This window comes from Halomonas sp. WWR20, from assembly GCF_054602495.1.
On the sequence record NZ_JBTRHR010000003.1, the window covers coordinates 71,047 to 97,239 of the forward strand.

A 26,193-nucleotide genomic window follows, 5' to 3' on the forward strand; every position below is an offset into this window, starting at 1 on the left:
ACAAACCCGAAAATCGAACCAAGAAGCGCTCGTAAATCGAGCGCTTCTTGGTGAGTATGGATCAGTTTTTTCGAGCCGCTAATGGTCTACGCAGCCGTTGCCAGATCTCGAGAAGTCAGAGCCGAAGTGGCTGGAACATGGTGTTTTTATACCGTTATCTTATTATGTAAATAATGACTCAATAAGAAAAAAACTATAATTATGCATCAACTAAAGGGGAATGGCCGCCATGTATCGACTGGCATACGAAGTTAGGTAAGGTATAAGCGTCACCACACGATATTCATAAAAGCATAACAACCGTCTGGAGGTCGTCCATGTCTCTGCCGATCCGAATTGCCGCTGTCGGTGTCATTCTGCTTTCAGCCAATGCTCATGCCGATCGTTCCGAGTGGCCCACGAGCTTCACTGTCGGGACCGCCAGTCAGGGAGGAACCTATTTCGCCTACGGTTCAGGCTGGGCCAACATGGTGGGGGAGGCGCTGGGCATCTCCGGCGGTGGTGAAGTGACGGGAGGACCCAACCAGAATCTGGCCCTGGTGCAAACGGGAGACCTGGCTTTCGGCATGACGACCATGGGACCTGCCCGGGAAGCCCTCGAAGGTAGCAGCCCGTTGGCGCCGGGAGTCAAGTTCGACAATGTCTGCGCCATGTTTCCCATGTACCAAACGCCTTTTTCCGTCACTACGCTAGCAAGCTCGGGCATCGAATCGATCGAGGATATTCCCGACGGTGCCTCGATCGGCTTCGGTCCGGCCGGTTCAACGTCGGATTCCTATTTTCCCGCCATGATGGACACTCTGGGCGTGGATTACGAGCGCCGTAACGGGGGATGGGGAGACTTGGCGGGGCAGATGCAGGATGGCTTGGTGGATGTCATCGCCTTTGCCGCCGGTATTCCCATTCCCGCCGTCAGCCAGCTCGAAGTCCAGACCGACATCAACATCATCGAATTTACCCAAGAAGAGCAGGCCAAGATCATGGAGGCCTTTCCGGTCTCGGCGTTCACCATTCCGGCGAGCACGTATACCACGCTGGAAGAAGATGCCCGGGCGGTATCGATGTGGAATTTTGCGATTGCCGGCTGCGATCTTCCCGAGGATTTCGTATATGAAGTCACCAAGACGGTCATGGGAAACCATGACCAGATGGTACAGATCCACAAGGCCGCTCAAAGTACGGTACCTGAGAACTACGACAAGAATACCGTCATTCCCTTCCATCCCGGCGCGGCGCGTTGGTTCAACGAAAACGGCTATGACATCCCCGATGATTTAATGATGTGAGGGACGTATCTACCTTCGGTGTCGGAAATACCGGTCGTCCTGCGGCCGGTATTTTTATGTTGCCCGCTTCCATGCGTAGGATGAATCATTCATGAGCAACCATGCCAAAGATGATGAGCATCGGCCCCAAGCATCAGGCCATTTCGAGGAGTATGGCGGTAACGAAGTGGCGGTCGCGGATAATCGTATCAAGGTGGAAGGGGTCGATGAAGAACCTGTCGAGGCCAATCGGCGCCTTTTTACCGGCTGGAAGTGGCTGGCCTGTACGGCATTTGCCATCTTGTTTTCGGGCTTTCATCTTGTTTCGCTGAATGTCATACCGCTGGAAACCTGGACGTTTCGCCTGCTGCACGTTTGCGGTACGCTTATCCTGGGCTTTGCACTGTACTCGGGGGCGGCATTCGTTTCCGAGTCAGTGCATTCGCGTCCGCGCTGGCTTAGCTACGTGAGCTACGTGCTGCTGATTCCTGCCGTTTATACCCTCGTCCAGGTTTTTCTCATGTCGCAGGCCTTTGCTGAAGGCGCGATGCGGATCGCGCCCGACATCGAGACCTATCACTTCGGCCTACCACTGTTGGTGACAACCGGCTGCGCGATTGTATTGTCATGGTTCTCCCGTGGGCAACGGAACCAGTTCAGCCCGGCAGATGGCGTCATGATAGTGTGCGCCGTGGCCAGCAGCGCCTATTTGATCGTTACCTACGGCACATCGCTGCGCATGTCTACCGGCACGCCCTTCGCCCCGGTGGGCATCTCCTTTGCCGCGGTGGCGGGTGCCGCCCTGATCATGGAACTGACCCGTCGTGTCGCTGGTCTGGCCCTGGTCGTCATCACACTGATATTTCTGGTGTATGTCTTTGCCGGACCCGCGTTGCCCGGGTTTCTCGGGTATCCGGGGCTGTCGGCGGAGCGTTTCTTCAGCCAGGTCTATACCGACGCCGGAATCCTGGGACCTACCACGGCCGTATCGTCGACCTACATTATCCTGTTCATTATCTTTGCCGCTTTTCTGCAGGCTTCAAAGGTCGGCGACTACTTCGTCAATTTCGCCTTTGCCTGTGCCGGGCGTGCCCGAGGGGGGCCGGCCAAGGTCGCAATTTTCGCTTCCGGGCTCATGGGTATGATCAACGGCACCAGTGCCGGTAACGTCGTATCCACCGGCTCCTTGACGATCCCGCTGATGAAACGGGTGGGCTATAGCAAGCAGAGCGCCGGCGCCATCGAAGCTGCTGCATCCACGGGCGGGCAGATCATGCCGCCCATCATGGGGGCCGGGGCCTTTATCATGGCGGAGATCACCGGTATCCCTTATACCGAAATCGCCATTGCCGCGGTGATCCCTGCGATTCTCTATTTTGCCTCCGTGTATTTCATGGTGGATTTCGAAGCGGCCAAGAAGGGCATGCAGGGAATGCCCGACAATGAAATTCCGCTGTTCTCGAACCTGATCAAGCAGGTCTATCTTTTTGCGCCGATCATCATTCTTATCGTGGCGCTGTACATGGGGTATTCGGTGATTCGCGCGGGCACGCTGGCGACGGTGTCAGCCGCCGTCGTCAGCTGGTTTTCACCGCATAAGATGGGCCCCGTATCCATGCTGCGGGCGCTGGCGCTGGCCAGTACCATGTCGGTCCAGATCATCGCCGTGTGCGCTTGCGCGGGGATCATCGTCGGGGTGATCTCGCTGACCGGCGTGGGGGCGCGTTTTTCCTCGCTGCTGCTCGGCCTGGCCGAGGCCAGTCAGCTGCTGGCGCTGGTCTTCGCGATGATCATTTCGATCCTGCTGGGGATGGGCATGCCGACCACGGCGGCCTATGCGGTTGCTGCCTCGGTCGTCGCGCCCGGGCTGATCAATATCGGCATCGCGCCGCTGACGGCCCACTTCTTCGTCTTTTACTTCGCCGTCGTCTCGGCCATCACACCACCGGTGGCCTTGGCATCCTATGCCGCCGCGGGCATTTCCGGTGCCAATGCCATGCAAACCTCGGTGGCCTCGTTCAAGATCGGGCTGGCGGCATTCATCGTGCCGTTCATGTTCTTCTATAACGATGCCCTGCTGATGGAGGCTTCCGGCCTGAAAATCGCCCAAGCGCTAGTTACCGCTTGCATCGGCGTGTTTCTGCTCTCGGCCGGTGTGCAGGGGTGGTTCTTCGGAGCGCGCGCGAACGGGCTGGTCCGGGTCGCTCTGGTGATTGCCGCGTTGTTCATGATTGCCGGGGGACTGATCACCGATGCGCTGGGCATTGCTCTGGCGGGAGGGCTCTTGTTGTTCCAGAAGATGTTGCTGTCCAGAAAGCGCCCGGCGGGTTCGTAAGTCGCCCGATCGGCAGGGGCGAGATTGGCATGCGAGGCATTACGGCATCCGGCGTCATCGCCGGATGCCGGCTACTCGTGTCTCAACGGGTGATGTAACCCTGCCGCCTCGACCAGCGCCCGGGTATAGTCGCTGCGAGGGCGCTCGAGTACTTCCTGACAGGAGCCCTGTTCGATGATGGCGCCTTCCTTGAGCACCATGACCCGGTGGGCCATGGCGCGTACCACCGCCAGATCGTGGCTGATGAACAGATAGCTGAGACCACGTCGCGTCTGAAGATCGCGCAGCAGAACCACGAGCTGTTTCTGCACGGTACGATCCAGGGCCGAGGTGGGTTCGTCGAGCACGAGAAGTTCCGGTTCGAGAATGATGGCCCGCGCTACGGCGATGCGTTGGCGCTGCCCGCCGGAAAACTCATGCGGATAGCGAGCGCTGCACTCTTCCGGCAGGCCGACCTCCTTCAGCGTAGTCGCGACCCGGCGTGATATCTCCGCCTGGCTGAGGTGGGGGAAATGGAAGCGCAGCCCCTCGCTAACGATATCGAACACCGGCAGGCGCGGGGAGAGCGAGCCATAGGGGTCCTGAAATACCACTTGGAACCGCTTGCGTCGGGGCCGTATGGCACGCTGAGAAAGAGTGTCGAGACGTTCACCATCGAAGCGGATCTCACCCTGCGACGCCGTGAGGCGTAACAGCGCCATGGCCAGGGTCGTTTTGCCGGAGCCGGATTCTCCCACGATGCCTAATGTCTCCCCTCTGGCCAATGTGAGATCGAGAGGCTGAACCGCGACGAAGGCTGGCGGACGGCGTGCCAATAGGCGCTTGGGGCGTGTAAAACTGACGCCGATGTCTTTGGCTTCCAGCAGTGGCGAGCTGGCTTGCAGCGGTGCCGGGCGGCCTTCGGGTTCGGCATTCAGCAGCGCGCGGGTATAGTCGCTCTGCGGTCGAGTGAAGACACTCTTCACCGTGCCGGTCTCCTGGACTCGGCCCCGGTACAGCACGCATACCCGATCGGCATGCCGACGCACTAGATTGAGATCATGAGTGATAAACAGCATCGCCATGCCATGCCGATCGCGCAGTTCCGCGAGCAGCGCCAGGATCTCCTGCTGCACGGTGACATCCAGGGCGGTGGTCGGTTCGTCGGCGATCAGCAGCACCGGGTCGTTGGCGATGGCCATGGCGATCATGACGCGTTGGCGCTGTCCCCCGGACAGCTGGTGCGGCCAGGCGTCGAGCATTTCGTCGGCCCGCGGCAGCTTGACCCGCGTCAGCAGTTCCCTTGCCCGCTCCCGGGCGGCGCGGCCGGTCAGCCCTTGGTGCAGGCGCAGCGTCTCGCCGAGCTGCTTGCCAACGGTATGCAGCGGGTTGAGAGAGGTCATGGGCTCCTGGAACACGAAGCCGACCCGCCCGCCACGCACGTCGTTCCACTGACGTTTGGAGAGTCGGGAAAGATCCTTGCCTTCCAGCTTTCGTTGCCCCTGGACCTGAGCATTGCCGGGAAGCAGCTCCAGGGCTGCCAGAGCGCTGACCGATTTGCCGGAGCCGGACTCGCCGACCAGCGCCAGAGTCTCGCCGCGGGCTATTTCCAGGCAAAGATCGTCGACGACCGGCTGATCGCCGAATCGGATCGAGAAGCCTTGGAGTTCGAAGATAGTCTCAGACGCCATGACCCAACTCCTCGCGTGCGGTGACCGGCGTCGGGGTACCGGCGGGTTTTGCCGCGGTGAGAATATGGCGCGGATCGAAGGCATCGCGCAGGCCTTCGCCGATGAATACCAACAGCGTCAATAGAATGCCCAGACTGAAGAAGGCGGTGATACCCAGCCACGGCGCCTGAAGGTTGTTCTTGCCCTGGGCTACCAGTTCTCCCAGCGAGGGCGACCCAGGCGGCAAGCCGAAGCCCAGGAAGTCCAGAGCCGTCAGGGTGGTGATGCCCCCGGTGAATAGAAAGGGAATGAACGTCAGCGTGGCGACCATGGCGTTGGGCAGCACGTGGCGCCACATGATCAGATGCGACGGTAGCCCCATGGCGCGGGCGGCGCGCACGTACTCCAGATTGCGCGCGCGCAGGAATTCGGCGCGCACGATATCGACCAATCCCAGCCAGGAGAACAGCAGCATGATGCCGAGTAGCCACCACAGGTTGGGTTGGACAAGGCTGGCGAGAATGATCAGCAGGAACAGTACGGGCAGTCCCGACCAGATTTCGATCAGGCGTTGCCCGACCAGATCGACCTTGCCGCCGAAATAGCCCTGCACACCGCCGATGAACACCCCGAGTATCAGGGAACCGACGGTCAGCACCAGGGCGAAGACCACCGACAGGCGCAGACCGTAGATGACCCGGGCCAGCACGTCCCGCCCCTGATCATCGGTACCTAGCCAGTGGCGCAGACTCGGCGGTGACGGCGCCGGCTGGTCCAGTCCCTCATCGAGCGTCTGGTAGGAGAAGGGGATCGGTGGCCACAGCATCCAGCCGTGAGCCTCGATCTCCTCGCGCACAAAGGGGTCGCGATAGACGGTTTCGGTGGGCAGGAAACCGCCAAAGGTGGTTTCGGGATAATCGACCAGCAGCGGGGTATACCATTGATCCTGATAGCGAACCACGAGAGGTTGATCGTTGGCGATTAGCTCGGCGCCAAGGCTCAGAACGAATATCAGCGAAAACAGCCACAGCGAAACCCAGGCACGACGGTTGTGGCGAAAGACTTCCAGGCGCCGGCGCGTAATGGGGGAGAGAGTGCGTGAGCGAAACGTAAGGCGTGGCATCAACCCTCCCGGCTTTCAAAATCGATACGTGGGTCGACCCAGACATAGGTCAGGTCGGACACCAGCTTCAGCACCAACCCGATCAGCGTGTACAGATACAGGGTGCCGAAGATGACCGGATAGTCGCGTTGCATGACCGCCTCGAAGCCCAGCAGGCCGAGTCCATCGAGCGAGAAGATCACCTCTATCAGCAGCGAGCCGGTGAAGAAGATGCCGACCAGGGCCGCCGGCAAGCCGGCAATGATGATCAGCATGGCGTTGCGGAAGACATGACCGTACAGCACGCGGCGTTCGCTGGCGCCCTTGGCGCGGGCGGTCAGCACGTACTGCTTGTGGATTTCGTCGAGGAAGCTGTTCTTGGTCAGCATGGTCAGGGTGGCGAAACTGCCGACGGCCGAGGCGATGACCGGCAAGGTGATGTGCCAGACATAATCCTGAATCTTTCCCCACCAGGACAACTCGCTGAAGTTCGGCGATGTCAGGCCGCGCAAGGGGAAAACGTCGAAATAGCTGCCACCGGCGAACAACACGATCAGCAGGATGGCGAGCAGGAAGCCCGGTACGGCGAAACCGACGATCACCAGGCCGGAGCTCCAGACATCAAAGCGCGAGCCATGGCGTAGCGCCTTGCGTATCCCCAGCGGAATCGACACCAGATAGACCAGCAGCGTGGTCCATAGCCCCAGGGAAATGGACACGGGCAATCGCTCGAGCATCAGATCGAGGACCGGCCGGCCACGGAAGAAACTCTCGCCGAAATCGAACGTGGCGTAATCCCCGAGCATGCCGAGAAAGCGCTGATAGGCAGGCTGGTCGAAGCCGAACTGCTTCTCCAGGTCCGCAACGAGACGTTCATCGACACCTCGGGCGCCTCGCGACTCGCCACCGGTGCGGTCGCCTCCGCCACTGTCGAGCCGCGTGCTGGCGCTGCTGTCGAGCCCCTCGAAGCGCGCCAGCATCTGGTCGATGGGGCCACCGGGGGCCGCTTGGACGATGATGAAATTGAGCAGCATGATCCCCAGCAAGGTGGGCACCATCAGCAGAAGCCGGCGTAAGACGTAACGGGCCATCATCGGACCTCAGCGCTGGCCGCGCTGGCGCGCTTCAATGACCGTGGCCCGCTCGGGATCCACCCACCAACTGGAAAAGTCGAGCTGGTAGGTCGGGAATGGCTGCGGATAGCCGAACTTGTCCCACATGGCGACACGAGTGCCATCCATGTGCCACTGGGGGATCACATAGAAACCCCAGCGCAGCACACGATCCAAGGCCCTGGCCGTGGTGTCCAACTGCTCGCGGGAATCGGCATTGATCAACTCTTCGACGAGGGCATCGACCGCGGGATTCTTGATCCCGGCCAGGTTGCGGCTCTGCGGTCGCTCGGCGTAATCGGTCGTCCAGTATTCGCGCTGCTCGTTGCCGGGATTGGCCGATTGCGGGAACCCGCCAACGACGATATCGAAGTCGAAATTGCGCAGGCGGTTCAAGTATTGATTGACGTCGACGACACGGATCTTGCCCTGGATGCCGATGCGCTCGAGGTTGCGCAGCAACGGCTGGACGACGCGCTCGAACTGGGTGTCATAAAGGAGGAATTCCAGTGTCAGCGGCTGTCCGCTCTCGCGGTTGACCAGCACGCCCTTCTGAACTTCGTAACCGGCATCGCGCAGCAGTCCCAGCGCCTTGCGCAGTCTGGGGCGCAGATCGGCGGGCTCTTCGATGGGCAGCGGTTGTTCGAAGACCGTGGCGGGCAACTGGTCGCGATGGGGCTCGAGCAGTGCCAGTTCGTCACCTTTAGGCAGGCCATTTGCCTCCATGTCGGAGCTTTCAAAGTAGCTGTCGGTCTGGGTGTAGGCGCCATAGAAGAGATGTTCATTGAGCCAGTCGAAATCGAACGCCAGGCTCAACGCCTCGCGAACACGCGGATCCGAGAGCTTGTCGCGGCGGGTGTTCATGACATAGCCCTGCATACCGGCAGGCTGCTTGTCGGGAATGACCAAGCGTTCGATATAGCCCTGCTCGACGGCGGGAATATCGTAAGCGGTGGCCCAGTTCTTGGCGCTGCTTTCGAGACGCAGATCAAGATTGCCTGCCTTGAAGGCCTCCAGCGCGACGGTCTGGTCGCGATAATAGTCGTAGACCAGTCGCTCGATGTTGTGCCGGCCGCGATTCACCGGAAGATCCTGGCCCCAATAGTTCTCGGCTTTTTGATACACGATGCGACGCCCGGGATCGACGCTGGCGATTTCATAGGGGCCGGAACCTAACGGAGCGTCGAGAGTCGGCTTGGCGAAATCGCGATTTTTCCAGTAATGCTCGGGCAGGACCGGCAGTTGGCCCAGAATCAATGGAAGCTCACGGGAGTTGTCCGCGGCAAAGTCGAAACGCACCGTGTCCTCATCGACGGCCTGGATCGATTCGACGTCGGCATAATAGGCCCGATAGAAGGGCTGACCCTCGTCGCGCAGCAGGCGGAAGCTGAACGCGACATCTTCCGCGGTCACCTTCGAGCCATCGTGAAAGCGGGCCTCGGGGTTGAGGTCGACTTCCAGCCAGCGGCGGTCCGGGTCCAGACGAATTCCCTCGGCGAGCAGGCCATACATGGTGAAGGGCTCATCGGCGCTGGTGACCATCAGCGTGTCGTAGATCTCGCTCAGACCGTCGGCCGGCGTGCCCTGGATGATGAACGGATTGGTGGAATCGAAGCTGCCCTGGGCGGCTCGCACCAGGCTTCCGCCCTGTGGGGCGTCCGCGTTGGCATAAGGGAAATGCGTGAAGCCGGCGGGTAGGGCCGGCTCGTCGTAAAGTGAGATACCGTGGACGGTCGGGACATCCTCGGGAGCGGCCGCGATGGCCAGTGAGGGAACCATGGTGACGCTGATGGCAAACCATACGGCGCGGGCAAAAAAAGTCATCGGCAACTGCTTCCTGATGCGTCTCTCCCGGCGCTATGCGGAAGAGCTAGAGCGAAACACGTACTTTCTCATGACAACAAGACAGAATGTTAATTCCATAAAGCCTCGCCCAGAATATAGGAAGCGTCTTTATGGGGATAGTCTTGGCCGCCATCCTTGCGCGTGCCGTTTGCATGCTGAGCGATTTCCACAAATCCTACTCTTTCGGCTGGCAGGAATAAGCCTTACACCTTTTTTATTTGCAGTTTAAAGGCGGGCTCCAGTTAGAAAGTTGGATAAAGGGGCTTAGTGGATGCTTCCTTGTTTTTAATAAAAAACATGTTGGTAAAAAAGGACGATATTTGTGGCTTTTTTTGTATTTAAAAAAGCATGTATTTTCACGTTGGTCTGTCGGGCTACGCTTGGCTATTGTGATTGAAGCCAAATAGGGGCCAAGTTGGGAAAGTCTCTCCCCCTGCTGAATCGAGTATAAGAGGTCTTGACATCCATAGTGTGTGATATGGCTGGTTTTGTGTGCCTCGAAAGATAAAAACTCAAGCATGTAACAAGCTCATAGAGATCAATCATGGTTACCAATAACTTTTCCAAAAGCAGCCTGGACCTTAACGGCAAGGTCTCTCTTAACATGCCGACGGCACTCGACTGGGGAGAGGATGGCCGCCTTTATGTCACCGAAGTGAGTGGGGAAGTGAAGGTATTGACGGTGGCATTCGGCGATTCGGATCCTAACGATGGTGACAGCACGGCTAGCTTTTATGTCACCGAAGCCGAAACCATCTCGTCGATAAAGAATATCCCCAACCATAATGACGATGGCTCGAGTAGTGGCTCGAATAGCCGCGAAGTCACCGGGATCGACGTAACCCCGCAGTACGATGAGAACGGGGCGCCGGTCCTTATCAACGGCAAGCCGGCGGTCACGGTCTATGTCACCTCGAGCGATAGCCGCATCGGGGCGGGCAATGGCGGTGAAGATACCGGGTTGGACACGAATTCGGGAATCATCACCCGCCTGACCCAGACAGCGGACGGCTGGGAGGTGGTGGATCTTGTCCGCGGGCTGGCCCGCTCCGAGGAAAATCATGCCCTCAATGGACTGGAGGTTATCCAGGAACTCGACGATAACGGTCAGCTGGTAAGCGAGCGGATCATTGTGGCAAACGGTGGCAACGCCAATGCGGGCGCACCGTCGAATAACTTCTCGGGCCAGCAGGAGACCGCCTACAGCGGCGCGATTCTCGAAGTCGATCTCGATCAGCTCAAGACGATGGCGATCAAGTCGGATAATGGCCGTGACTATATCTATGATGTGCCGACGCTCGATGACCCCTCGCGTGCCGGAGTGGGGGACAACAACGATCCTTTCGGCGGCAATGACGGATTCAATGCTGGCAAGCTCGATCCCGACGGTCCGGTGCAGATCTATTCACCGGGGTATCGCAACGCCTATGACGTGGAAGTCACCGAGGACGGGCGTGTCTGGACTTACGACAACGGGGCCAACAACAGCTGGGGTGGCCGTCCTATTGGCGAAGCGGGGGATAACGGCGGCACCGTCGACTATGCGCAGGATGCTGGTTACATCCCCACCAACCTGAACAATGGCGATGGCAACAGCAGTGACACCCTCAATCTCGAGAGCGGCTGGAATCCCAAGAATTACGACCAATTCCATGAAATCACGCGCTCCGACGATCTCGCCGGGCGTATCCTCTCCGCAGGACAGGGCGGTGCTGCAACCTACACCATGACGCACCCGGATTTCGATGAGCCGCTGACGCTGGTTTACGGGGGGCATCCCAATCCGACCCGTGCCAGCGGGGGCGAAGCCGGTTTGCTGTTCACCCCCAAGAGCGGGGTCGAGGATGCCTTCCTGCTGGTAGCCGAAGCGCATTACGACTCGGTCATCGACTGGTTCACCGATGTCGAGAACCAGTCCGGCGGGGTCGGTTCCGGTGCACTGACGAGCCGCGTGATCGGTGTCGTCCCAGGAGAGCTGTATTACATCACCGAGGATGGCAGTGCCTACCTGGTCGATGAGAATCCCGGTAACCCGTCGAGTATCCAAGGCTCGACGGTGCTGGGAAAGAGCGGTATCCCCTCGGACCTCGATGAGGTCGTGGCCACGCTCAATCCCATCGAAGGCAACTATCTGGAAGGCGGGTATACCGATGGCGCTATCGATTCCGGGCTCGGATCGATCAACGGCCTGACCGAGTACACCTCGACCGTGTTTGACACCAATGGCGTCAAGATGTCGGGAGCGATCCTGGCATCGCAGTACAACGGCGGCGATCTGATCGTGATGGGCCGGGACGAGAACGGCGTGATGCAGACCGTTAACGGCTCCGGCGCGACGAAGGCGGCCGACCGAATCACGCTGGAGCTGACCGGCAGCCCTTTGGGCCTGACCTCGATCGGTGATGATCTGTCCGCCTGGGACAACCAAGCGGCCTTCCGTGGTTCGGTCTGGGCCTCCGTCTACAGCGGCAGCGGTACCAAGATCGAGATCCTGCAGCCGAACAACGGCGCCGTGCCGTTGGCCGGTTCGGAAGTCAGCGATCCGAGCGATCACGATCTCGATGGCGTGGACAATATCCACGACCCCTTCGAGTACAGCGCCACGAATGGTCTCGAACTCACGCCTGACAAGGCGATCGTCCTGAACTTTCAGCCGACCGAGGCGCCTTATCCGGGAACGCTCTCGGACACTGGCCTGATGGGCGCGGCGCTCGATGGTTCAACGCCCAACCAGGATGCCAACCCTGCCCAAGGCACGCCGGGGCTTTTTGACAACGGCGGCAACATCATTCCCGGTGCCAACGCTCCCATCTTCCAGATCAAGAATGTGGTGCCCGGCAGCGTGGTCGGCGCGGAAAATGGGGTTCGTGACGCCATGCATGTGGGCGTCAATCCCAGCGATGACGTGCAGCGGCTGGTCGCGACCACGCAGGTGCAGAACTGGATACCCACGGCAGGCGGCGTAGAGGACGGACAACTGACCGGCATCATGTTCGGTGACGGCACGCAAGCCAACTTCGTGCGCCTCGTATTCGGCGAAGTGAATGGCCAGCCGGGCTTCGAGGTCGGCTACGAGATTGATGACAGCAATTATCAGGCCTTGGCGCAGGTAGCTTTGCCGGCGCTGGCCGATAACGGGACTACCGAAGTCGAGTTACGCCTTGAGATCTATATGGCGAACGGCTTTGCCCTCGGCGCGAGTTATCGCCTCACGGGGCAGAGCGAATTTACTCAACTGCCACTGAACGGCTTCAGCCTGCCGGATGGGGTGTTGCAGAATGTGCTGACCGGTGCGCACACCATCAGCGATGGCGATACCCAGCTATCATCGGGAGCGGCTTTCGGTTTTCTTGCCGAAACCAGCGAGGGTGCGCCGCTGGCGCCGGTCAACTTCAACAATCTCAATATCCAGGGATTCGGTAACGAGATCGGTGCCAGCACGGCAGAGAGTGTCGGCGCCGTGGGCTCCGGTGGCGTGGATACGATTCTTTATACGGGAACGGATGCCCAACTGGCGCCGCTCGACGGCAGCGTCGAGAACTTCGATGGTTCCGGCTCCTCGGCGGATTTCCATGCCACCGGCAACAGTGGTGCCAACGTGATGATCGCCGGGAGCGGCGATAACACGTTTACCGGCGGTGGCGGCGCCGATCGTTTCCAGGGCACGCTGGAAACCCTCGACGGCACGGAGATTACCGACTTCTCTGCCGATGATGAAATCATGGTCCAGGGCGCTTCATTCGACGCCAGCGACGTGACCTATCAAGCCGGGTCGGCGATCATCACGATCAATGGCGAGACGGCGATCACCTTCAGCGGTGAGGGTTTCGCCGATTTCGATCCTGATTCCGGCGCGTCCTTATTCATGTTCACCTCTACTGCCAACGGCACGCGCATTACGACTACGCCAGCGTTGACGCCGGTCGCCGCGATCAGCTCGGGAGGCCCCGACATTACCGGCGTCACCGTGCGCGACCAGCAGGTCGATTTTCTCTCCGACATGACCAACGCCGAGGTCAATGGTTGGGTCAGCGGTGTCGCCTCCAAGAATTACGTCAACATGGTCGATGTCGATGCCAGCGTACCCGATGCGCTGCATCAGTCCGAGCGCTCGGCAGTGGACAGCGGCGAGTGGGGCTACTCGATCCCGGTCGAGAACGGTGACTACCTGATCGACCTGTATTTCGCCGAAATCTTCCATGGCGTGGAAAACGGCAAGGGAACCGGCGCACGCGTCTTTGACATCAGCGTCGAAGACACGCTGGTGGAGGATGACTACGACATCATTGGTGATGTCGGCAGCGCAGCCGCCGAAGTGATCAAGACCTATGCCGTTACCGTCACCGACGGCGTCCTCGACATCGGTTTCGATGCCTCGGTCAACCAGGCCAAGATCAGCGGCTTGTCGGTATGGAAGGTGGAGGGCACCTACGTGCCCTCCGAGGATGCGACACCCCCGGAAGTCGTCTCGATCACGCTCGATCAGCCGCTCGACAACGACAGCGCCATCCTGGCCACGGTCATGGTGACCGACAATGCAGGCATCGACGTATCATCCATCACCGGCAATGAACTGATCTTTACCGGGTATGAGCCGGGCAATGTCTCGCTGGCAACCGGCAGCGACGCAATTACGCTCAGTAGCGATGGCAAGACGGCCACTATCCAGTATCTGCTTTCTCCGCCATCGGACAGTAATGCCTGGAGCAGTGGTACTTTCCAGGTAGGCGTTGCCGCCGGTAGCTATACCGATACGGCGGGACTCGGCGTTGCCGCCTACGAAACCGACGCCTTCATCGTCACGAACCTGGACAGTCTGGTAAAAGGCGCGCTGCAACGTGCCATCAATGTCGGTCCCACCAGCGACTCTGTCGATAACGGCCTCGAGGGCGACGACAAGCGCACCTATGGCGGCGCGATCGCCGACGACCCGATTCTAGGCATCGATCTCGAAGCGGACGATCCCAGCTACTATTCTCCGGCGACCAAGGCCGGCAGCAACATCGACGGCAAGGCGGGAACGACCGGTAGCAACAGCGGGGGGATCGATCTCGACGGTTCGGCTTACCACACCTATCGTGACTCTTCCGCCGGCTCGTATACCGCCACCTATGAAGTGCCCAACGGCGTCTATGTCGTCGAGCTGCACTTCGCCGAGCTTTACCAGTCCCAGGCGGGGCAGCGTCAAGGCGACTATACGATCCAGGGCGAAGCTCTTGCCGAGAACTTCGACGCCTTCACCCAGGCGGGCGGTGCCGACAAGCCGGTCGTGCTGACCAAGAACGTCGTCGTCACCGACGGCAAGATCGTGATTGGCGTCAGTGCGGATACCGGCCAGCCGGGTTTCAACGCCATTGCCATCTATCGAGCCGTCGATGGAGACATGCCGGTCGCCAGCATTCTGTCGATCGACACACCGGAATCGAGCGATGGGCAAGTGGTCGTCACCGTTAGATATACTGACGATGAGGAGATTGCACAGGCACAGATCGATGCCAGTGACGTGACGGTATCATCCGCGGCCAGTGGCGCACCGGTGTCTCCCTCACTGGTGGCTTACGATAGCGCCAGTGGTATTGCCACCTATGCCTTCGATGCACCGGACGGCGGTTGGCAGACCGGGACCATCACCGCCACGGTCGCCGCCAATGCGGTGCTCGATGGCGACGACAATGGCAACGGTGCGACGGCCAGCTCGGTCTACGCCAACTTCTCGAGCGATGGCGTCATTCTCGAGCTTGATTTCGAGAATCCGGGGTCGCCGCTCGAGGAGGGCGGCTTCGACGGCACGCTGGGGAGTGTCTCGGATGACTCTGTCGTGACGAGTATCGAGAATGGCGAGCTGGTCGTTTGGACGTCCAACGGCGATATCTCCCAGGCGGCTAATCCCAGCGCCAATGATTTTGTCAAGCACGTGGCGCTGGGCAACGAGTCCCTGAACGAGATCAATATCTCGTCGCGATTCGACAATCCCTTTCCCGAGGCGCTCGCGGCGCAAGAATTGGATACCAGTACCATCCCCAACTGGGCGCAACAGGGCATTGTTTTCGGCTTGGGCAGCCAGAACAGCGACGAACTGGTCAAGCTAGTTTTCGGCGGCAACGGCGGCACGGCCGTACAGATCTGGTCGAAGGGCAGCATCAATACGGTTTTTGATCTCGAGGAGCTGTTGAGCGATGCCTCGACAGGCTTGACCGATATCGCTGCGGTGGAACTCACCCTTTCCATCGACAAGGCAGCGGGTACGGTGACGCCCATTGTGACGTTCCTCGCCGCCAATGATGCCGTTCTGGGCGGGCTGCGGGCCGAACCGACCGAGGGTTTTGCAACGGCTGCTGCAGAAACCCTGCCGGCTGCGGTGTTGGCCAACCTGACGGATCCCAGCGGGCAAACGGCCGTCGGGGTGACCTCGACCGATTACATCAATCCGGTAGGGTCTTTCAAGGCCAGTTGGGAGTATCTCAACGTGACCTCGCCGGACCTGGCGGAGTCGCCTGATCCGCAGATCACGATTGCCATCGCCGATGCCGAGCCGGTCGTCGAGAGCGGCGACAACGGCTCGACTGCGCTGAGCTTTGGCCTGACCGCCTCGGATAACTTCAGCGGCGAGGTCAACCTGGAGCTGACCCTCGACGGTACCGCCGAGACGCGTGCGGTGAGTTTCAGCGAAGGCGTCGGGACGCTGACGGTCGAGGTACCCAACGACGATCAGGCCAACGGCCCGGATAATGTCTCGGTCATCCTGACCGGGGTAAGCGACACCGCCTTTGCCATCGATGCCGAGGCGGACACGGCAACCGGCAGCGTCACCGAGGACGATGATGTGGCTTCCACGACGAACGACCTTGAGTTCAATGATGGTGATACCCTTGCTGCGCTCTTCGATGGCGTGACCGACGGTTCGGGAACCGATGCTGAAGAGACCGGCACGGCCACGATTGCTGGCGGCAATCTGGTCATCGAGGTCACCGACGGTGATGCCGGAGGCGGCAACGACGCCAACGACAATTACTACACTAACGTGTCCGGGGGAGGCGGTTTCAGCGCCTCGCTGAAGTTCGGCAACCCTTTCCCGACCTTGCCGGCGCAGTATTCGCAGCTCGGCATGAACGTCAGCCTCAGCCAGAACGAGTATCTGAAGGTCACCTTCGGCAATGCCGGCGGTGGCCAGCAGATCGAGTACTCCTACGAGAATGGCGGGGTGCAGACCAAGCAGACCTTTGCGCTGCCCAGCGGGGTCAGCTTCGCGCAGATCGCCGATGTGGTCATTGCCCTGAAAGCCAATGTCGACGACGACACGGCAAGCTTCTCGGGCAGCATGACCTTCCTCGACGCCTCGGGGAAAGCGCTGGGCTCGACCTCTCTCCCGGCGCTTGACCTGCCGGACGGGCCGCTCAATACGGCCATCACCACCGAAGGGGCAACGTTCGGCGTGGGCGTGACCCAGACCTCTTTCGGTAGCGGCCCGAGTTTCGATGCCAGCTATGATTACCTGCGCATTCAGCAAAGCGGTGGGGAGGCACCGGAGGATCCTGCCTCGGAAGACGATATCGATGGGGATGGCATCGCCAACCAGAATGACGACGACATCGACGGTGATGGAATCACTAACGGGGACGATGTTTTCGCCTATGACGCTGACGATGGCCAGCCTCTGACAGATGGTGAAACCCTGCGACTGGATTTCAATGTCGACGGCACGCCTTATCAGAACGGTTTCACTGGGGTAATGGCCAGTTCGAATCCGGCTTTCAAGGAGGAGGACACGGGGGCCGGCGTCGTCGAGAGCGGTCAGCTCAGGGTGACCACGACCAGCGGCGATACCGGCAGTGCCAATACGCCGCAAAATGACTACCAGTTGGGTATCGTGCGCGACGGCGGCTTCAAGCTGGAGACGGTGGTGGATAATCCCTTCACTACGGCGCCGGGCAGCTATTCGCAACTGGGCATTGCCATCAGTGTCAACAGCAATGATTTCGCAAAACTGGTCTTCGGTAGTGTCGGTCAGGACATCGAGTTCTCGACGCGTGACAGCAATGTCGAGGCCAAGCTCGGTGCCGACTTCCCGGGCAGTTACGGCTTCACGGATTTTGCCAAGGCGAAGCTTGTCATGGACGTTGTCGTCGACAGTAGCGGCAATGCCACGGCCAATGCCACGATCACCTTGCTGAATGGCGATGGGGCGGCACTATCCAACGATGCCAGCGTGACGATCAATGGGCTTGATCTCACCGGTGTCCTCGAGGAAGCCATCATCGATCCGGCTGCCTCGGTGGGCGTTGGCGTCACCCATACCCATGGTACGGCAACGCCTTTCACTGCCGCCTATGACTATTTCGAGGTCACGGCGACGGAAGTCGACGACGATACGGCCACGCCACCGGTGCCTGCCACACAGATCGAGGAGATATTCGCCGCCGCCGATCTCGATCTCTCCGACACCTATGGGCAAGGAGACGTCGGCTCGGCCCTGGTCACGGTGACTGCGGACAATAATGATGTCCAGGAGTCGAATTATGGAAGTGACTCTTTCAAGGTCCAGAATACCGGCGACAAGAAGATTGCCGCGGTCTTCTTCGATGTGACGACGGCGCTCTACGGCGATAGCGTGTTCGATCCCGATGGTAAGGGAGGCGATACGGCATTCAAGGAGTGGGCGATCGACAGTGATGGAAATACCGGCGCCATTCAGCCCAGTGGCTACGAGCACTATTTCCTGCCAGGCACCGATCCCGACCCGGTCAATTCGGACAATAATGGCGGTTTCCGCGGCGCCCTGGTGAAATTCTCTGCCGATGCCGACGGTGGGTTCACCCATGGAGAAGTGGTCGGCTTCAGCGGCGACATGGATCCTAATTCCATTGCTGGCTTCGACAAGAGCGGTGCGGCGGGCGTCGATACGGGATCGGTCCCGGCGTGGGATGTCGGCGGCGTTTCCGGGGCGGAGCTCATCGGCTCCAATGTCTATATCAAGTTCACCGATGGCAGCACGGCTAGCGGGCAGCTGATGAGCGATGGCAGCCAGGCGGGAGCGCAGGTGAGGATCACCGAGGCGCCACAGAACCTGACGGCGGAATTGACCGTGAATGGTTTGGCTTCCGGCGCCGTGGGCTCTTACGGCGGGACTGTACCGTCAGTCGTCGTCAGCGGTCCGGCCGGTGAGTGGGTCAGGGTGGTGATGACCAAGGGCCACCAGCCGGTGGCCAATAATCAGAACGGTCTCGCCGAGACCGTCGAAGAGCGGCTGGCCGACAAGGATTTTCCGGCGAATAACGCCGCGGAATTTCAGATTGTCGATGTGCAGCTCGGGACCGACGGCAGCGCCGATATCTCCGGGGAATTTACCTATGACGAATTCCTCAACGGCACCGCCGGCTTTGCCGGGGACGATACGCTCCCGCTGGGCTTTGTGGCGGCGGTCATCGATAACCCCAACACCTCCGATGGCCTGGCGCGTGGGCCGGTTTCGCAACCGGTCTATCTGGTGTCGAACGGCGATACCGACCCCTTCGTAAACAATCCCATCGATGACCAAACCATCGAGGCCGGAGCCGAATTCTCTTTCACAGTGCCCGATGACGTCTTCACCGATCTCGACGGTGATGCGCTGACTTACGAGGCGCTGGATCTGCCTGCCGGGATCGCCTTCGACGCGGAGACCCGAACCTTCTCCGGCACGCCTGCTGCCGGCGTCGGCTCCTACCCTTTGCAGGTCCGTGTGACCGATGAGGACGGCGCCGCCGCAACGGCTACCTTCGACCTGGTGGTGGAGCCCGAGGCGGGCGATAGCGACGGAGCAACTTTCGTGGCTACGGTGCAGAACGCCAGTGGCGACATCGAGCAGGGCTCGAGCGTGACGAGCGCCGATCTCGAAATCGGCTCGTATGTGGCCGGCCTGCAGTTTACGGTGCCCGATGACATCGAGCTGGGCAGCGGGGCGACAATCGACAGCGCGATCGTCAGTTGGGTCTCCGACCGGACCCACTCAAGCAATGCCGCGCTGACCTTCTCCGTCGAGAATACGCTTGACGGTGCGGGGTTCGGTTCCGTGACGAGCCGTACTTACCTGGCCGAGCAGGAGATGTGGCAGACCTCGGGCACCTGGCAGGATGGCGAAACGATCACGGCCGGTGTCGATTTGGCGGATCAGCTCAACGCGCTCATCGCTCAGGGGGGGCTGGTGGCCGGGGACGTCATTACCGTCAAGGTCGAGGGGGCTGGAGGCACCCGCTATGTCGAGGCGGCCGGCGGGGGACGCACGGCGCCGTCACTGGCGATCAAGGTCGGCGATAGCGGTAACGGAGATGGAGGTAACGACGGGAACGACGATGGCCCCGCCGCCGATCTGCTGACCTTCGCGGTATTCGACGAGCAGACCGATGCGCAGCTCGATGGAGACCTGGAGGATGGCGATACGCTGGTCCTCTCCGACCCGGGCGAAGACCTGCGTTTCTCGGGAGCGTTAAACACCCCGAATAGCGCCTACTCGATCTCACTCCAGCTACTCGATGATAACGACCAGACGGTGGGCAGCCAGATTGAAAACATTGCACCGTATGACCTGATCTATACCGGTGAGGACCTCGTCCCCGGCGACTACACACTCAATGCCACCGTTTACGCGCAAAGTGGTGCGAGCGGCAGCGTCATCGGCACGCAGTCGATCGACTTCACGATCGGGAGCGATACTCCTGGCGACGGTGATGACGACCAGGACGGTACGCAGAGCGGCATTGCCACGGGAATCGTCACTGGCGAGGCATTCGATGCCGAACAAAAGCCGGGGGCTAGCATTCAGATCAATAGCTCCGATCTTGAAGTCACTTCAAGTGGAGGCGCACAAACCAACACCACCGGTGCGGTGTTTACCTTAGCCGATTCCATCGCGGCGAATGCCAGCGTGTCTGAGGCCAAATTGGTCTTCAGCGCCGATCCGAGGCCAATGTCTAACTTCGACACCGGGGCCATTACCGTGCAGATCGAGTCGACTGACGAGGCGGACTCCTACGCCGAAACCGGCACCTTGATCGGACGGGATTACTTGGCGCAAATGACCACGACACCGATCTTGAACGGGGAAAGCTTCGAAGTCGATGTAACGAGCCTGGTACAGCAGCTCATGGATCAGGTCGATCTGGACGCGGGGGATACGATCGGTTTCCGGCTTTCTTCGCAGGATGCCAGCTACTACTTCCAGGCGGCCGAAACCGGCAACCCGGCCGAGATTGCCATCGAGTGGTCGAGCCCCGCGAACGCAGATGTTGGTCTGGTGGGAGTTAACCTGGCCACCTTGGAGGGTGCCCTCTGATGAGGGCGCTTGCGTCAAGGCCATAAGCCAGACATAAGCGCCGTAAGCGTGGGCATGAAAACGGCCTGATCCGCTAGCGGATCAGGCCGTTTTCATTGCATGCGACGCTTGTCGGATGTTATCCGCTTGCCGCGCTAGTTTTTGACGTACAGCGTCAGTTGTTGCCCCGGGTGTAGAGACTTGTCGACGTCCAGCTTGTTCCAGCGCGCAATATCCTCGATCCGGACGCGGTGGCGTGCGGCAATGCGCGACAGACTGTCGCCGGCCCGTACCCGAATCGTCATGGCCCGGTGATCTTGTTGCGTACTGGCGAGCTGAGAGGGTTGGACAGGGATCAACAACGCTTGACCGACACGCAGCATATCGCCGCTCAGGCGATTTTGCCGGCGTAGCAGCTGTATCGGCGTGTTGTGGTTTGCCGCGATGCCTGACAGGGTGTCCCCCGCCCGGACGACGTAACGATCCCACGTCAGCCGTTCATCGTCGGGGAGCTTGGCAAGATTGGCCATGAAGGCTTGCCGGCGGTCGGCCGGCACGAGCAGAGGCGGGTCGTTTTGCGGGCGGGTCGCCCAGCGCCGGAAGCCAGGATTGAGCTCGCGTAACGTTTCCAGGCTGACATCGGCAAGATCGGCGGCCAGGGCCAGGTCCATTTGTCCCCCCGTCTCGACCTTGGCAAAAACGGGAGCATCGGCAATCTCAGGCAAGGTGATACCGTAATGCTCGGGGTCGGCGATGACGGCGGCCAGCGCAAGCAGTTTGGGCACGTAGTCCATGGTCTGCGCAGGCAGAGCCAAGTGCCAGTAATCAATCGGATCGCCACGCTTGGCGGCGAGCTGACGAGCACGATTCACGGTGCCGGCTCCAGCGTTATAGGCTGCCAGGGAAAGCTCGATATCCCCTTCATACCACTGATCGCCCTGCTGCTGCAGGTAGTCGAGCGCGGCTTCGGTAGCGGCGATCACGTCACGTCGGCCGTCATACCACCAAGTGCGGGACAGGCCGAGGGCATCCCCCGTCCCTGGCATGAATTGCCATAATCCGGTCGCACCGCCGGGATGACTGGCGTGAGGGTCATAAGCGCTTTCGATGAAGGGTAGCAGCGCGATCTCGGTCGGCATGCCACGTGCTTCGAGCCGGCGGACTACCCAGCGGAGCCATGGGCGAGCTTGTTCGGCGATATCCTCGACGTGTTGAGGATGTGCCCGATACCAGTCGAGCCATTTTCTGACACGGGGATGCTGAACATCATGGGGCAGGGTGAAGCCGCTTTTCAGCCGAGTCCAAACATCGGGATAGGCCGCCACCTGAACGTCCAGCGCCGACCAGAACGACTTGAACGATTGAGGAGTTTCACTCAGATTAGGCCCGGCAGCACTGGGCAAGGAAAACAAGGCCAGCAATAAACCGCCCGCCAGGCTAGTCGCCTGGCGGTAAGTCGATCGAGGGAGCATCAAACCGATTCCTTATGAGGTGCCGGGGGAGGGCTGGACGCCATCATCATGGGTTAGAAATTATCCTTCCAGGCACGTAGCGTGGTGAACGTGGCGAGATCGTTTTCGGTATTGCCCTGCTGAGAGACGGCGGCTTTCACTCCGGGCTGGTCGACACGCAGGAATGGGTTGATCTGTCGCTCGCGTCCGATGGTACTCGGCAGGGTGGGACGGCCCAGCGCCCGAGCCTTGTCGCATTCCCGGCGGTAGGCGTCGCGTGTTGCGTTGTCGGGCTCCGCCGCCGCAGCGAACGCCAGATTGGCCTGGGTGTATTCGTGTCCTGGGAATACCAGCGTTTCGCTGGGCAGTGTGGCCAGGCGCGACAGGGCCGTTTGCATCTGCTCCGGCGTGCCTTCGAAAAGCCGGCCGCACCCGCCGGAAAACAAAGAATCGCCACAAAACAGCAAGGGCGGCGTACCCGGCGCGAAAAAGGCGATATGATCCAGGGTATGTCCAGGGACGGCGTACACTTCGATGCGGCGCCCCAGGACTTGGCATTCGTCGCCATCAGAGACGCGCTCAGTGACTTGCGCAATGGCGGGGTTATTCGGGCCGATCACTCTAGGCTCGTAGCGCTTGACGAGAGCCCCGATGCCCCCAGTATGGTCTTTATGGTGATGAGTGATCAGAATGGCTCCCAGCGTCAGCCGTTCTCGCTCTAGGTAGTCGATGACGGGCTGAGCGTCGCCGGGGTCCACTACGATGACTTGAGAGGTGGTGTCCTGCCGGAGCAACCAAATATAATTATCCTGGAATGCAGGAATAGGTATCACGGTCAACATGATCAGGTTTCCTCGACGGTGCAGTCTGGTCTCCGATAATGCCAACGTATAAGCGTAACGAGAGACTTGCCGCAAAATGCGTCAACGATGGAGGGAACGATCCCCAGTGTCAAATCCAGATGATACGATGAGCTTGGCACAAGCGGTACAGGAAGGCCGGCGATTCTGGGCATCGGCGGCCGGGCAGGCGTTATGGCAAGCGGAGCGTGCCTGCCTGGGGCCGGTCTGTGAAGCGCTGTTCGGGCAGCACAGCCTGCAGTTGGGTATGGCGCCGCGGCTCACCGATATGTGTCCTATTCGCCACGCCTTGGCCTGGGCGCCGACACGTGACCTGGCCGAGGATTCGTCGAGTCTGGTCTGTATGCCGGACAGCTTGCCGCTGCCCGACGATAGCCTGGATCTGGTGGTGATTCATCATCTTCTGGAGACCGTACCCGAAGCGCATCATGTCATCCGCGAGGCGACTCGGGTGATTCATGATGATGGTCGACTCGTCATCCTCGGCTGGCACCCCTTCGGCATCGAGGGCTTATCCCGAATGTGGCCGGCGCGTCGGCGCCAAAATCCGTGGCGTGGTCAATGGCGCAGCAGTGCGCGTCTGCGCGACTGGCTGACATTTGTGGATTTCGAGATCGAACGAGTAGACTACTGCGGTTTTCGCATGCCCGGAGGGGCTACCCGCAACCAGCATTTGGAAACGTTGGGTAGACGCTACAATCTTCCCCTGGGCGGCACCTATCTGATCGTTGCCCGACGCAAGACGATCCGGGTGCAACCGATTCGCCCCGAGTTTTCGTCTCGTCCGCTGCTGGCAGGCTCCTGGCTGGGACACTCACCCCTGCATAGTTGCGAAAGGCCATCGGCCCCGCGCCCGTATCAACAGCACCGAACCATCCACAAGCACAGGATTCTCGAGGTTGACTGACAAGCCCCACCCCCACGTAATCATCTATACCGACGGTGCTTGCCGTGGCAATCCCGGTCCTGGCGGCTGGGGCGCCGTGCTCCGGGCGGGAGAACACGAAAAGGCGCTGAATGGCGCCGAGGCAGTGACGACCAACAATCGCATGGAACTGATGGCCGCCATTATGGCGCTGCGCGAACTGAACCAGCCTTGCCGCGTCGAGTTGTGGACCGATTCGCAGTACCTGCGCAAGGGCATTACCGAATGGATTCACAATTGGCAAAAGCGTGGCTGGAAAACGGCGGCCAAACAGCCGGTCAAGAATGCCGAACTCTGGCAGGAACTGCTGGGCGAAACCGCTCGACATACCATCGAGTGGCATTGGGTCAAGGGGCATAGCGGTCATCCCGGCAACGAGCGTGCCGATGCCCTGGCCAACGAAGCGATTGATGAGATGCAGGCTGTTGTGGCCCTGAACATGCAAGGAGATTCTTGATGCGCCAGATCGTGCTGGATACCGAGACGACGGGGATCGACCCGAAACAGGGCCACCGCCTGGTCGAGATAGGGGCTGTGGAATTGATCAATCGTCGCTTCACGGGCAACACCTATCATCAATACATCAACCCTCAGCGCGCCATCGACCCTGAGGCTATTGCAGTGCATGGCATCACCGACGAGAGAGTCGCCAGCGAACCGGTTTTCGCCGACGTTGCCGATGCTTTCTGGGAGTTCATCAAAGGTGCCGAGCTGGTGATCCATAATGCCGCGTTCGATGTCGGTTTCATCGATCATGAGTTCGGCATGCTCAATGCCTCGCGTAGCGCTTCCAAGCTAGGGCCGGTCAGCGATCATTGCGGTATTCTCGATACGTTGAAGCTGGCGCGAGACCGGCATCCGGGACAACGCAACAACTTGGACGCGCTTTGTAAGCGCTACGCGATCGACAACGGTCACCGTGTATTGCACGGCGCGCTGCTGGATGCCGAGATTCTTGCCGACGTCTATCTGACCATGACGGGCGGACAGACGGCCTTGCTGCTGGGCGGAAGTGACGAGAGTCGCAATGGGGATTCGCAAGGTGCCAGCGGCATTCGGCGTATCGACCGCAAGGGGATGCGGCTCGCCGTGACCCCGCCGACGCACGCCGAGCTGCAGGCGCATCGTGCCAAGCTCGACCAGATTCGCCAGGCAGCGGGCAGTTGTCATTGGGATGCTCTGGAAGGGAGCGCCGAAGGGACAGGACAAGATGCCACACCGGAGCCGGCGTAATGTTTCTGCGTGAACTTCCCAGGCCCGAGGAGTCCCGCGGTGGCTATCTGATCCGCGTCGGAGCTCAGGGGATTGCACCGGCACGCGATGGCGGTTTTATGGAGTGGGCCGATAGCTGGCCGCAAGAAGCCTTTGCCATGGGGCGCTGGCAGGGCGAGCCGGTGGCGGTGGTGGAGTTGCCGGGGGAGGCGGACTGGCCTGCACCACGAGATTGGTTGGGCCAATTGCCGGAGCAGCAATTCAGCCTGCTGGCGACGGCACTACAAGTGTTGGCCTGGGCGCGCGATCATCGCTTCTGCGGGCGCTGCGGGAGTATCCCACGCCGGATCGAGCATGAATTTGCCATGCATTGCGATAATTGCGGGTTGCGCAACTACCCGCGCATTTCGCCCTGTATCATCACCCTGGTGACCTATGGCAAGGAGCTGTTGCTGGCGCGTAGCCCACGGTTTCCGGTACGGCGCTATTCCACGCTGGCAGGCTTTATCGAGCCTGGAGAAACCGCCGAGCAGGCCGTACGGCGTGAAGTGGCAGAAGAAGTCGGCGTACAGGTCGGGCGGGTGAGCTTTTTCAAGAGCCAATCATGGCCATTCCCCCATTCGCTCATGCTGGGGTTCTTCGCCGAAGCGGCGAGTCGCAGGATCCGTATCGATGGCGTGGAAATCGCCGATGCGGCCTGGTTTACTCCGGACAACCTACCCGGTTTGCCGCCCGCCTACTCGATATCGCGTGAGCTGATCGATACTCACGTCAGGGCAGTTGCAACCTGCTGAGCCAGGCTCAGCAGGAACGTGCAGGATCAGTTGGGAAACAGGCTGGTCAGTTTGGTGGCCAGCATGATATTGCCCGTGGCCTTGAGTTTGCCGCTCATGAATGCCTGCATGCCGTCGATGTCGCCGTCCATGATGCCTTTTAGCGTGTCGCTATCCATGGAAAGGGTGACGGAGGGATCGTCATGGTCGCCCTGCTGAACGTCCAGGTTGCCATCATTGATATGCAGATAGTAATTTTCCGCATCACTCAGGTTGAACTGGAAAACCTCATCCATGCCCTGGGCGGCGTTGGGATCGAAGCGGCTCTGAAGCTTGTCAATGACGGCTTGTGCGTCGGCCATGAGAATATTCCTGTG

General features: G+C 60.2%; 14 protein-coding genes. 7 read left to right on the top strand and 7 right to left on the bottom strand.

Annotated features, from left to right (window positions below):
* Positions 1-317: 317 nt before the first annotated feature.
* On the top strand, positions 318-1,286 hold the full coding sequence (locus tag ACW4DH_RS06770; RefSeq protein WP_459635612.1) for a TAXI family TRAP transporter solute-binding subunit: 969 nt from the start codon (positions 318-320) through the stop codon (positions 1,284-1,286).
* A 91-nt stretch (positions 1,287-1,377) separates the two neighbouring features.
* Positions 1,378-3,600, top strand: a complete 2,223-nt coding sequence (locus tag ACW4DH_RS06775) for a TRAP transporter permease (protein ID WP_459635613.1) — start codon at positions 1,378-1,380, stop codon at positions 3,598-3,600.
* 71 nt (positions 3,601-3,671) lie between these two features.
* Here the strand turns inward: ACW4DH_RS06775 and ACW4DH_RS06780 are convergent, their stop codons facing one another.
* From ACW4DH_RS06780 to ACW4DH_RS06795, 4 genes are read right to left on the bottom strand one after another with little or no spacing between them, the layout of a single operon-like run.
* Positions 3,672-5,270 (bottom strand): ABC transporter ATP-binding protein, encoded by a 1,599-nt coding sequence (locus ACW4DH_RS06780; RefSeq protein ID WP_459635614.1) that lies wholly within the window; start codon positions 5,268-5,270, stop codon positions 3,672-3,674.
* Positions 5,260-6,372 carry an ABC transporter permease gene (locus ACW4DH_RS06785; RefSeq protein WP_459635615.1) on the bottom strand — a complete coding sequence of 371 codons (1,113 nt, stop codon included), beginning with the start codon at positions 6,370-6,372 and terminating at the stop codon, positions 5,260-5,262. The genes ACW4DH_RS06780 and ACW4DH_RS06785 overlap by 11 nt, the downstream gene beginning before the upstream one ends.
* Positions 6,372-7,442 (bottom strand): microcin C ABC transporter permease YejB, encoded by a 1,071-nt coding sequence (locus tag ACW4DH_RS06790; RefSeq protein WP_459635956.1) that lies wholly within the window; start codon positions 7,440-7,442, stop codon positions 6,372-6,374. The genes ACW4DH_RS06785 and ACW4DH_RS06790 overlap by 1 nt, the downstream gene beginning before the upstream one ends.
* 9 nt (positions 7,443-7,451) lie before the next feature.
* Positions 7,452-9,287, bottom strand: a complete 1,836-nt coding sequence (locus ACW4DH_RS06795) for an extracellular solute-binding protein (protein ID WP_459635616.1) — start codon at positions 9,285-9,287, stop codon at positions 7,452-7,454.
* Positions 9,288-9,852: 565 nt separating this feature from the next.
* On the opposite strand from ACW4DH_RS06795, the gene ACW4DH_RS06800 reads away from it, so the two are divergent.
* Positions 9,853-20,616 (top strand): malectin domain-containing carbohydrate-binding protein, encoded by a 10,764-nt coding sequence (locus tag ACW4DH_RS06800; protein ID WP_459635617.1) that lies wholly within the window; start codon positions 9,853-9,855, stop codon positions 20,614-20,616.
* Between the two features lie 134 nt (positions 20,617-20,750).
* Here the strand turns inward: ACW4DH_RS06800 and ACW4DH_RS06805 are convergent, their stop codons facing one another.
* Positions 20,751-22,067: a LysM peptidoglycan-binding domain-containing protein gene (locus ACW4DH_RS06805; RefSeq protein WP_459635618.1), complete on the bottom strand. Its 1,317-nt coding sequence runs from the start codon at positions 22,065-22,067 to the stop codon at positions 20,751-20,753.
* A 53-nt stretch (positions 22,068-22,120) separates the two neighbouring features.
* Positions 22,121-22,888, bottom strand: coding sequence for a hydroxyacylglutathione hydrolase (gloB, locus tag ACW4DH_RS06810; RefSeq protein ID WP_459635619.1), 768 nt, complete (start codon positions 22,886-22,888; stop codon positions 22,121-22,123).
* A 127-nt stretch (positions 22,889-23,015) separates the two neighbouring features.
* Between gloB and ACW4DH_RS06815 the strand changes: the two genes are divergently transcribed.
* The 4 genes from ACW4DH_RS06815 to nudC are packed head-to-tail and all read left to right on the top strand — an operon-like array spanning position 23,016 to position 25,837.
* Positions 23,016-23,813 (top strand): methyltransferase domain-containing protein, encoded by a 798-nt coding sequence (locus ACW4DH_RS06815; protein ID WP_459635620.1) that lies wholly within the window; start codon positions 23,016-23,018, stop codon positions 23,811-23,813.
* Positions 23,806-24,288: a ribonuclease HI gene (gene rnhA / locus ACW4DH_RS06820; protein WP_459635621.1), complete on the top strand. Its 483-nt coding sequence runs from the start codon at positions 23,806-23,808 to the stop codon at positions 24,286-24,288. Before ACW4DH_RS06815 ends, rnhA begins: the two co-directional genes overlap by 8 nt.
* The gene (gene dnaQ / locus ACW4DH_RS06825) at positions 24,288-25,064 is read left to right on the top strand and encodes a DNA polymerase III subunit epsilon (RefSeq protein WP_459635622.1); all 777 of its coding nucleotides are present in this window, start codon (positions 24,288-24,290) and stop codon (positions 25,062-25,064) included. The genes rnhA and dnaQ overlap by 1 nt, the downstream gene beginning before the upstream one ends.
* Positions 25,064-25,837, top strand: a complete 774-nt coding sequence (nudC, locus tag ACW4DH_RS06830; RefSeq protein WP_459635623.1) for an NAD(+) diphosphatase — start codon at positions 25,064-25,066, stop codon at positions 25,835-25,837. Before dnaQ ends, nudC begins: the two co-directional genes overlap by 1 nt.
* A 26-nt stretch (positions 25,838-25,863) precedes the next feature.
* Here nudC and ACW4DH_RS06835 read toward each other — a convergent pair whose 3' ends face one another.
* On the bottom strand, positions 25,864-26,178 hold the full coding sequence (locus ACW4DH_RS06835) for an SCP2 sterol-binding domain-containing protein (RefSeq protein ID WP_459635624.1): 315 nt from the start codon (positions 26,176-26,178) through the stop codon (positions 25,864-25,866).
* Positions 26,179-26,193: the final 15 nt, after the last annotated feature.

Excerpts from the sequence above, each read along its gene's own strand:
- ACW4DH_RS06770 (WP_459635612.1), top strand. The coding sequence starts at position 318 with ATGTCTCTGCCGATCCGAATTGCCGCTGTCGGTGTCATTCTGCTTTCA.
- ACW4DH_RS06775 (WP_459635613.1), top strand. The coding sequence starts at position 1,378 with ATGAGCAACCATGCCAAAGATGATGAGCATCGGCCCCAAGCATCAGGC.
- ACW4DH_RS06780 (WP_459635614.1), bottom strand. The coding sequence starts at position 5,270 with ATGGCGTCTGAGACTATCTTCGAACTCCAAGGCTTCTCGATCCGATTC.
- ACW4DH_RS06785 (WP_459635615.1), bottom strand. The coding sequence starts at position 6,372 with ATGCCACGCCTTACGTTTCGCTCACGCACTCTCTCCCCCATTACGCGC.
- ACW4DH_RS06790 (WP_459635956.1), bottom strand. The coding sequence starts at position 7,442 with ATGGCCCGTTACGTCTTACGCCGGCTTCTGCTGATGGTGCCCACCTTG.
- ACW4DH_RS06795 (WP_459635616.1), bottom strand. The coding sequence starts at position 9,287 with ATGACTTTTTTTGCCCGCGCCGTATGGTTTGCCATCAGCGTCACCATG.
- ACW4DH_RS06800 (WP_459635617.1), top strand. The coding sequence starts at position 9,853 with ATGGTTACCAATAACTTTTCCAAAAGCAGCCTGGACCTTAACGGCAAG.
- ACW4DH_RS06805 (WP_459635618.1), bottom strand. The coding sequence starts at position 22,067 with ATGCTCCCTCGATCGACTTACCGCCAGGCGACTAGCCTGGCGGGCGGT.
- gloB (WP_459635619.1), bottom strand. The coding sequence starts at position 22,888 with ATGTTGACCGTGATACCTATTCCTGCATTCCAGGATAATTATATTTGG.
- ACW4DH_RS06815 (WP_459635620.1), top strand. The coding sequence starts at position 23,016 with ATGAGCTTGGCACAAGCGGTACAGGAAGGCCGGCGATTCTGGGCATCG.
- dnaQ (WP_459635622.1), top strand. The coding sequence starts at position 24,288 with ATGCGCCAGATCGTGCTGGATACCGAGACGACGGGGATCGACCCGAAA.
- nudC (WP_459635623.1), top strand. The coding sequence starts at position 25,064 with ATGTTTCTGCGTGAACTTCCCAGGCCCGAGGAGTCCCGCGGTGGCTAT.
- ACW4DH_RS06835 (WP_459635624.1), bottom strand. The coding sequence starts at position 26,178 with ATGGCCGACGCACAAGCCGTCATTGACAAGCTTCAGAGCCGCTTCGAT.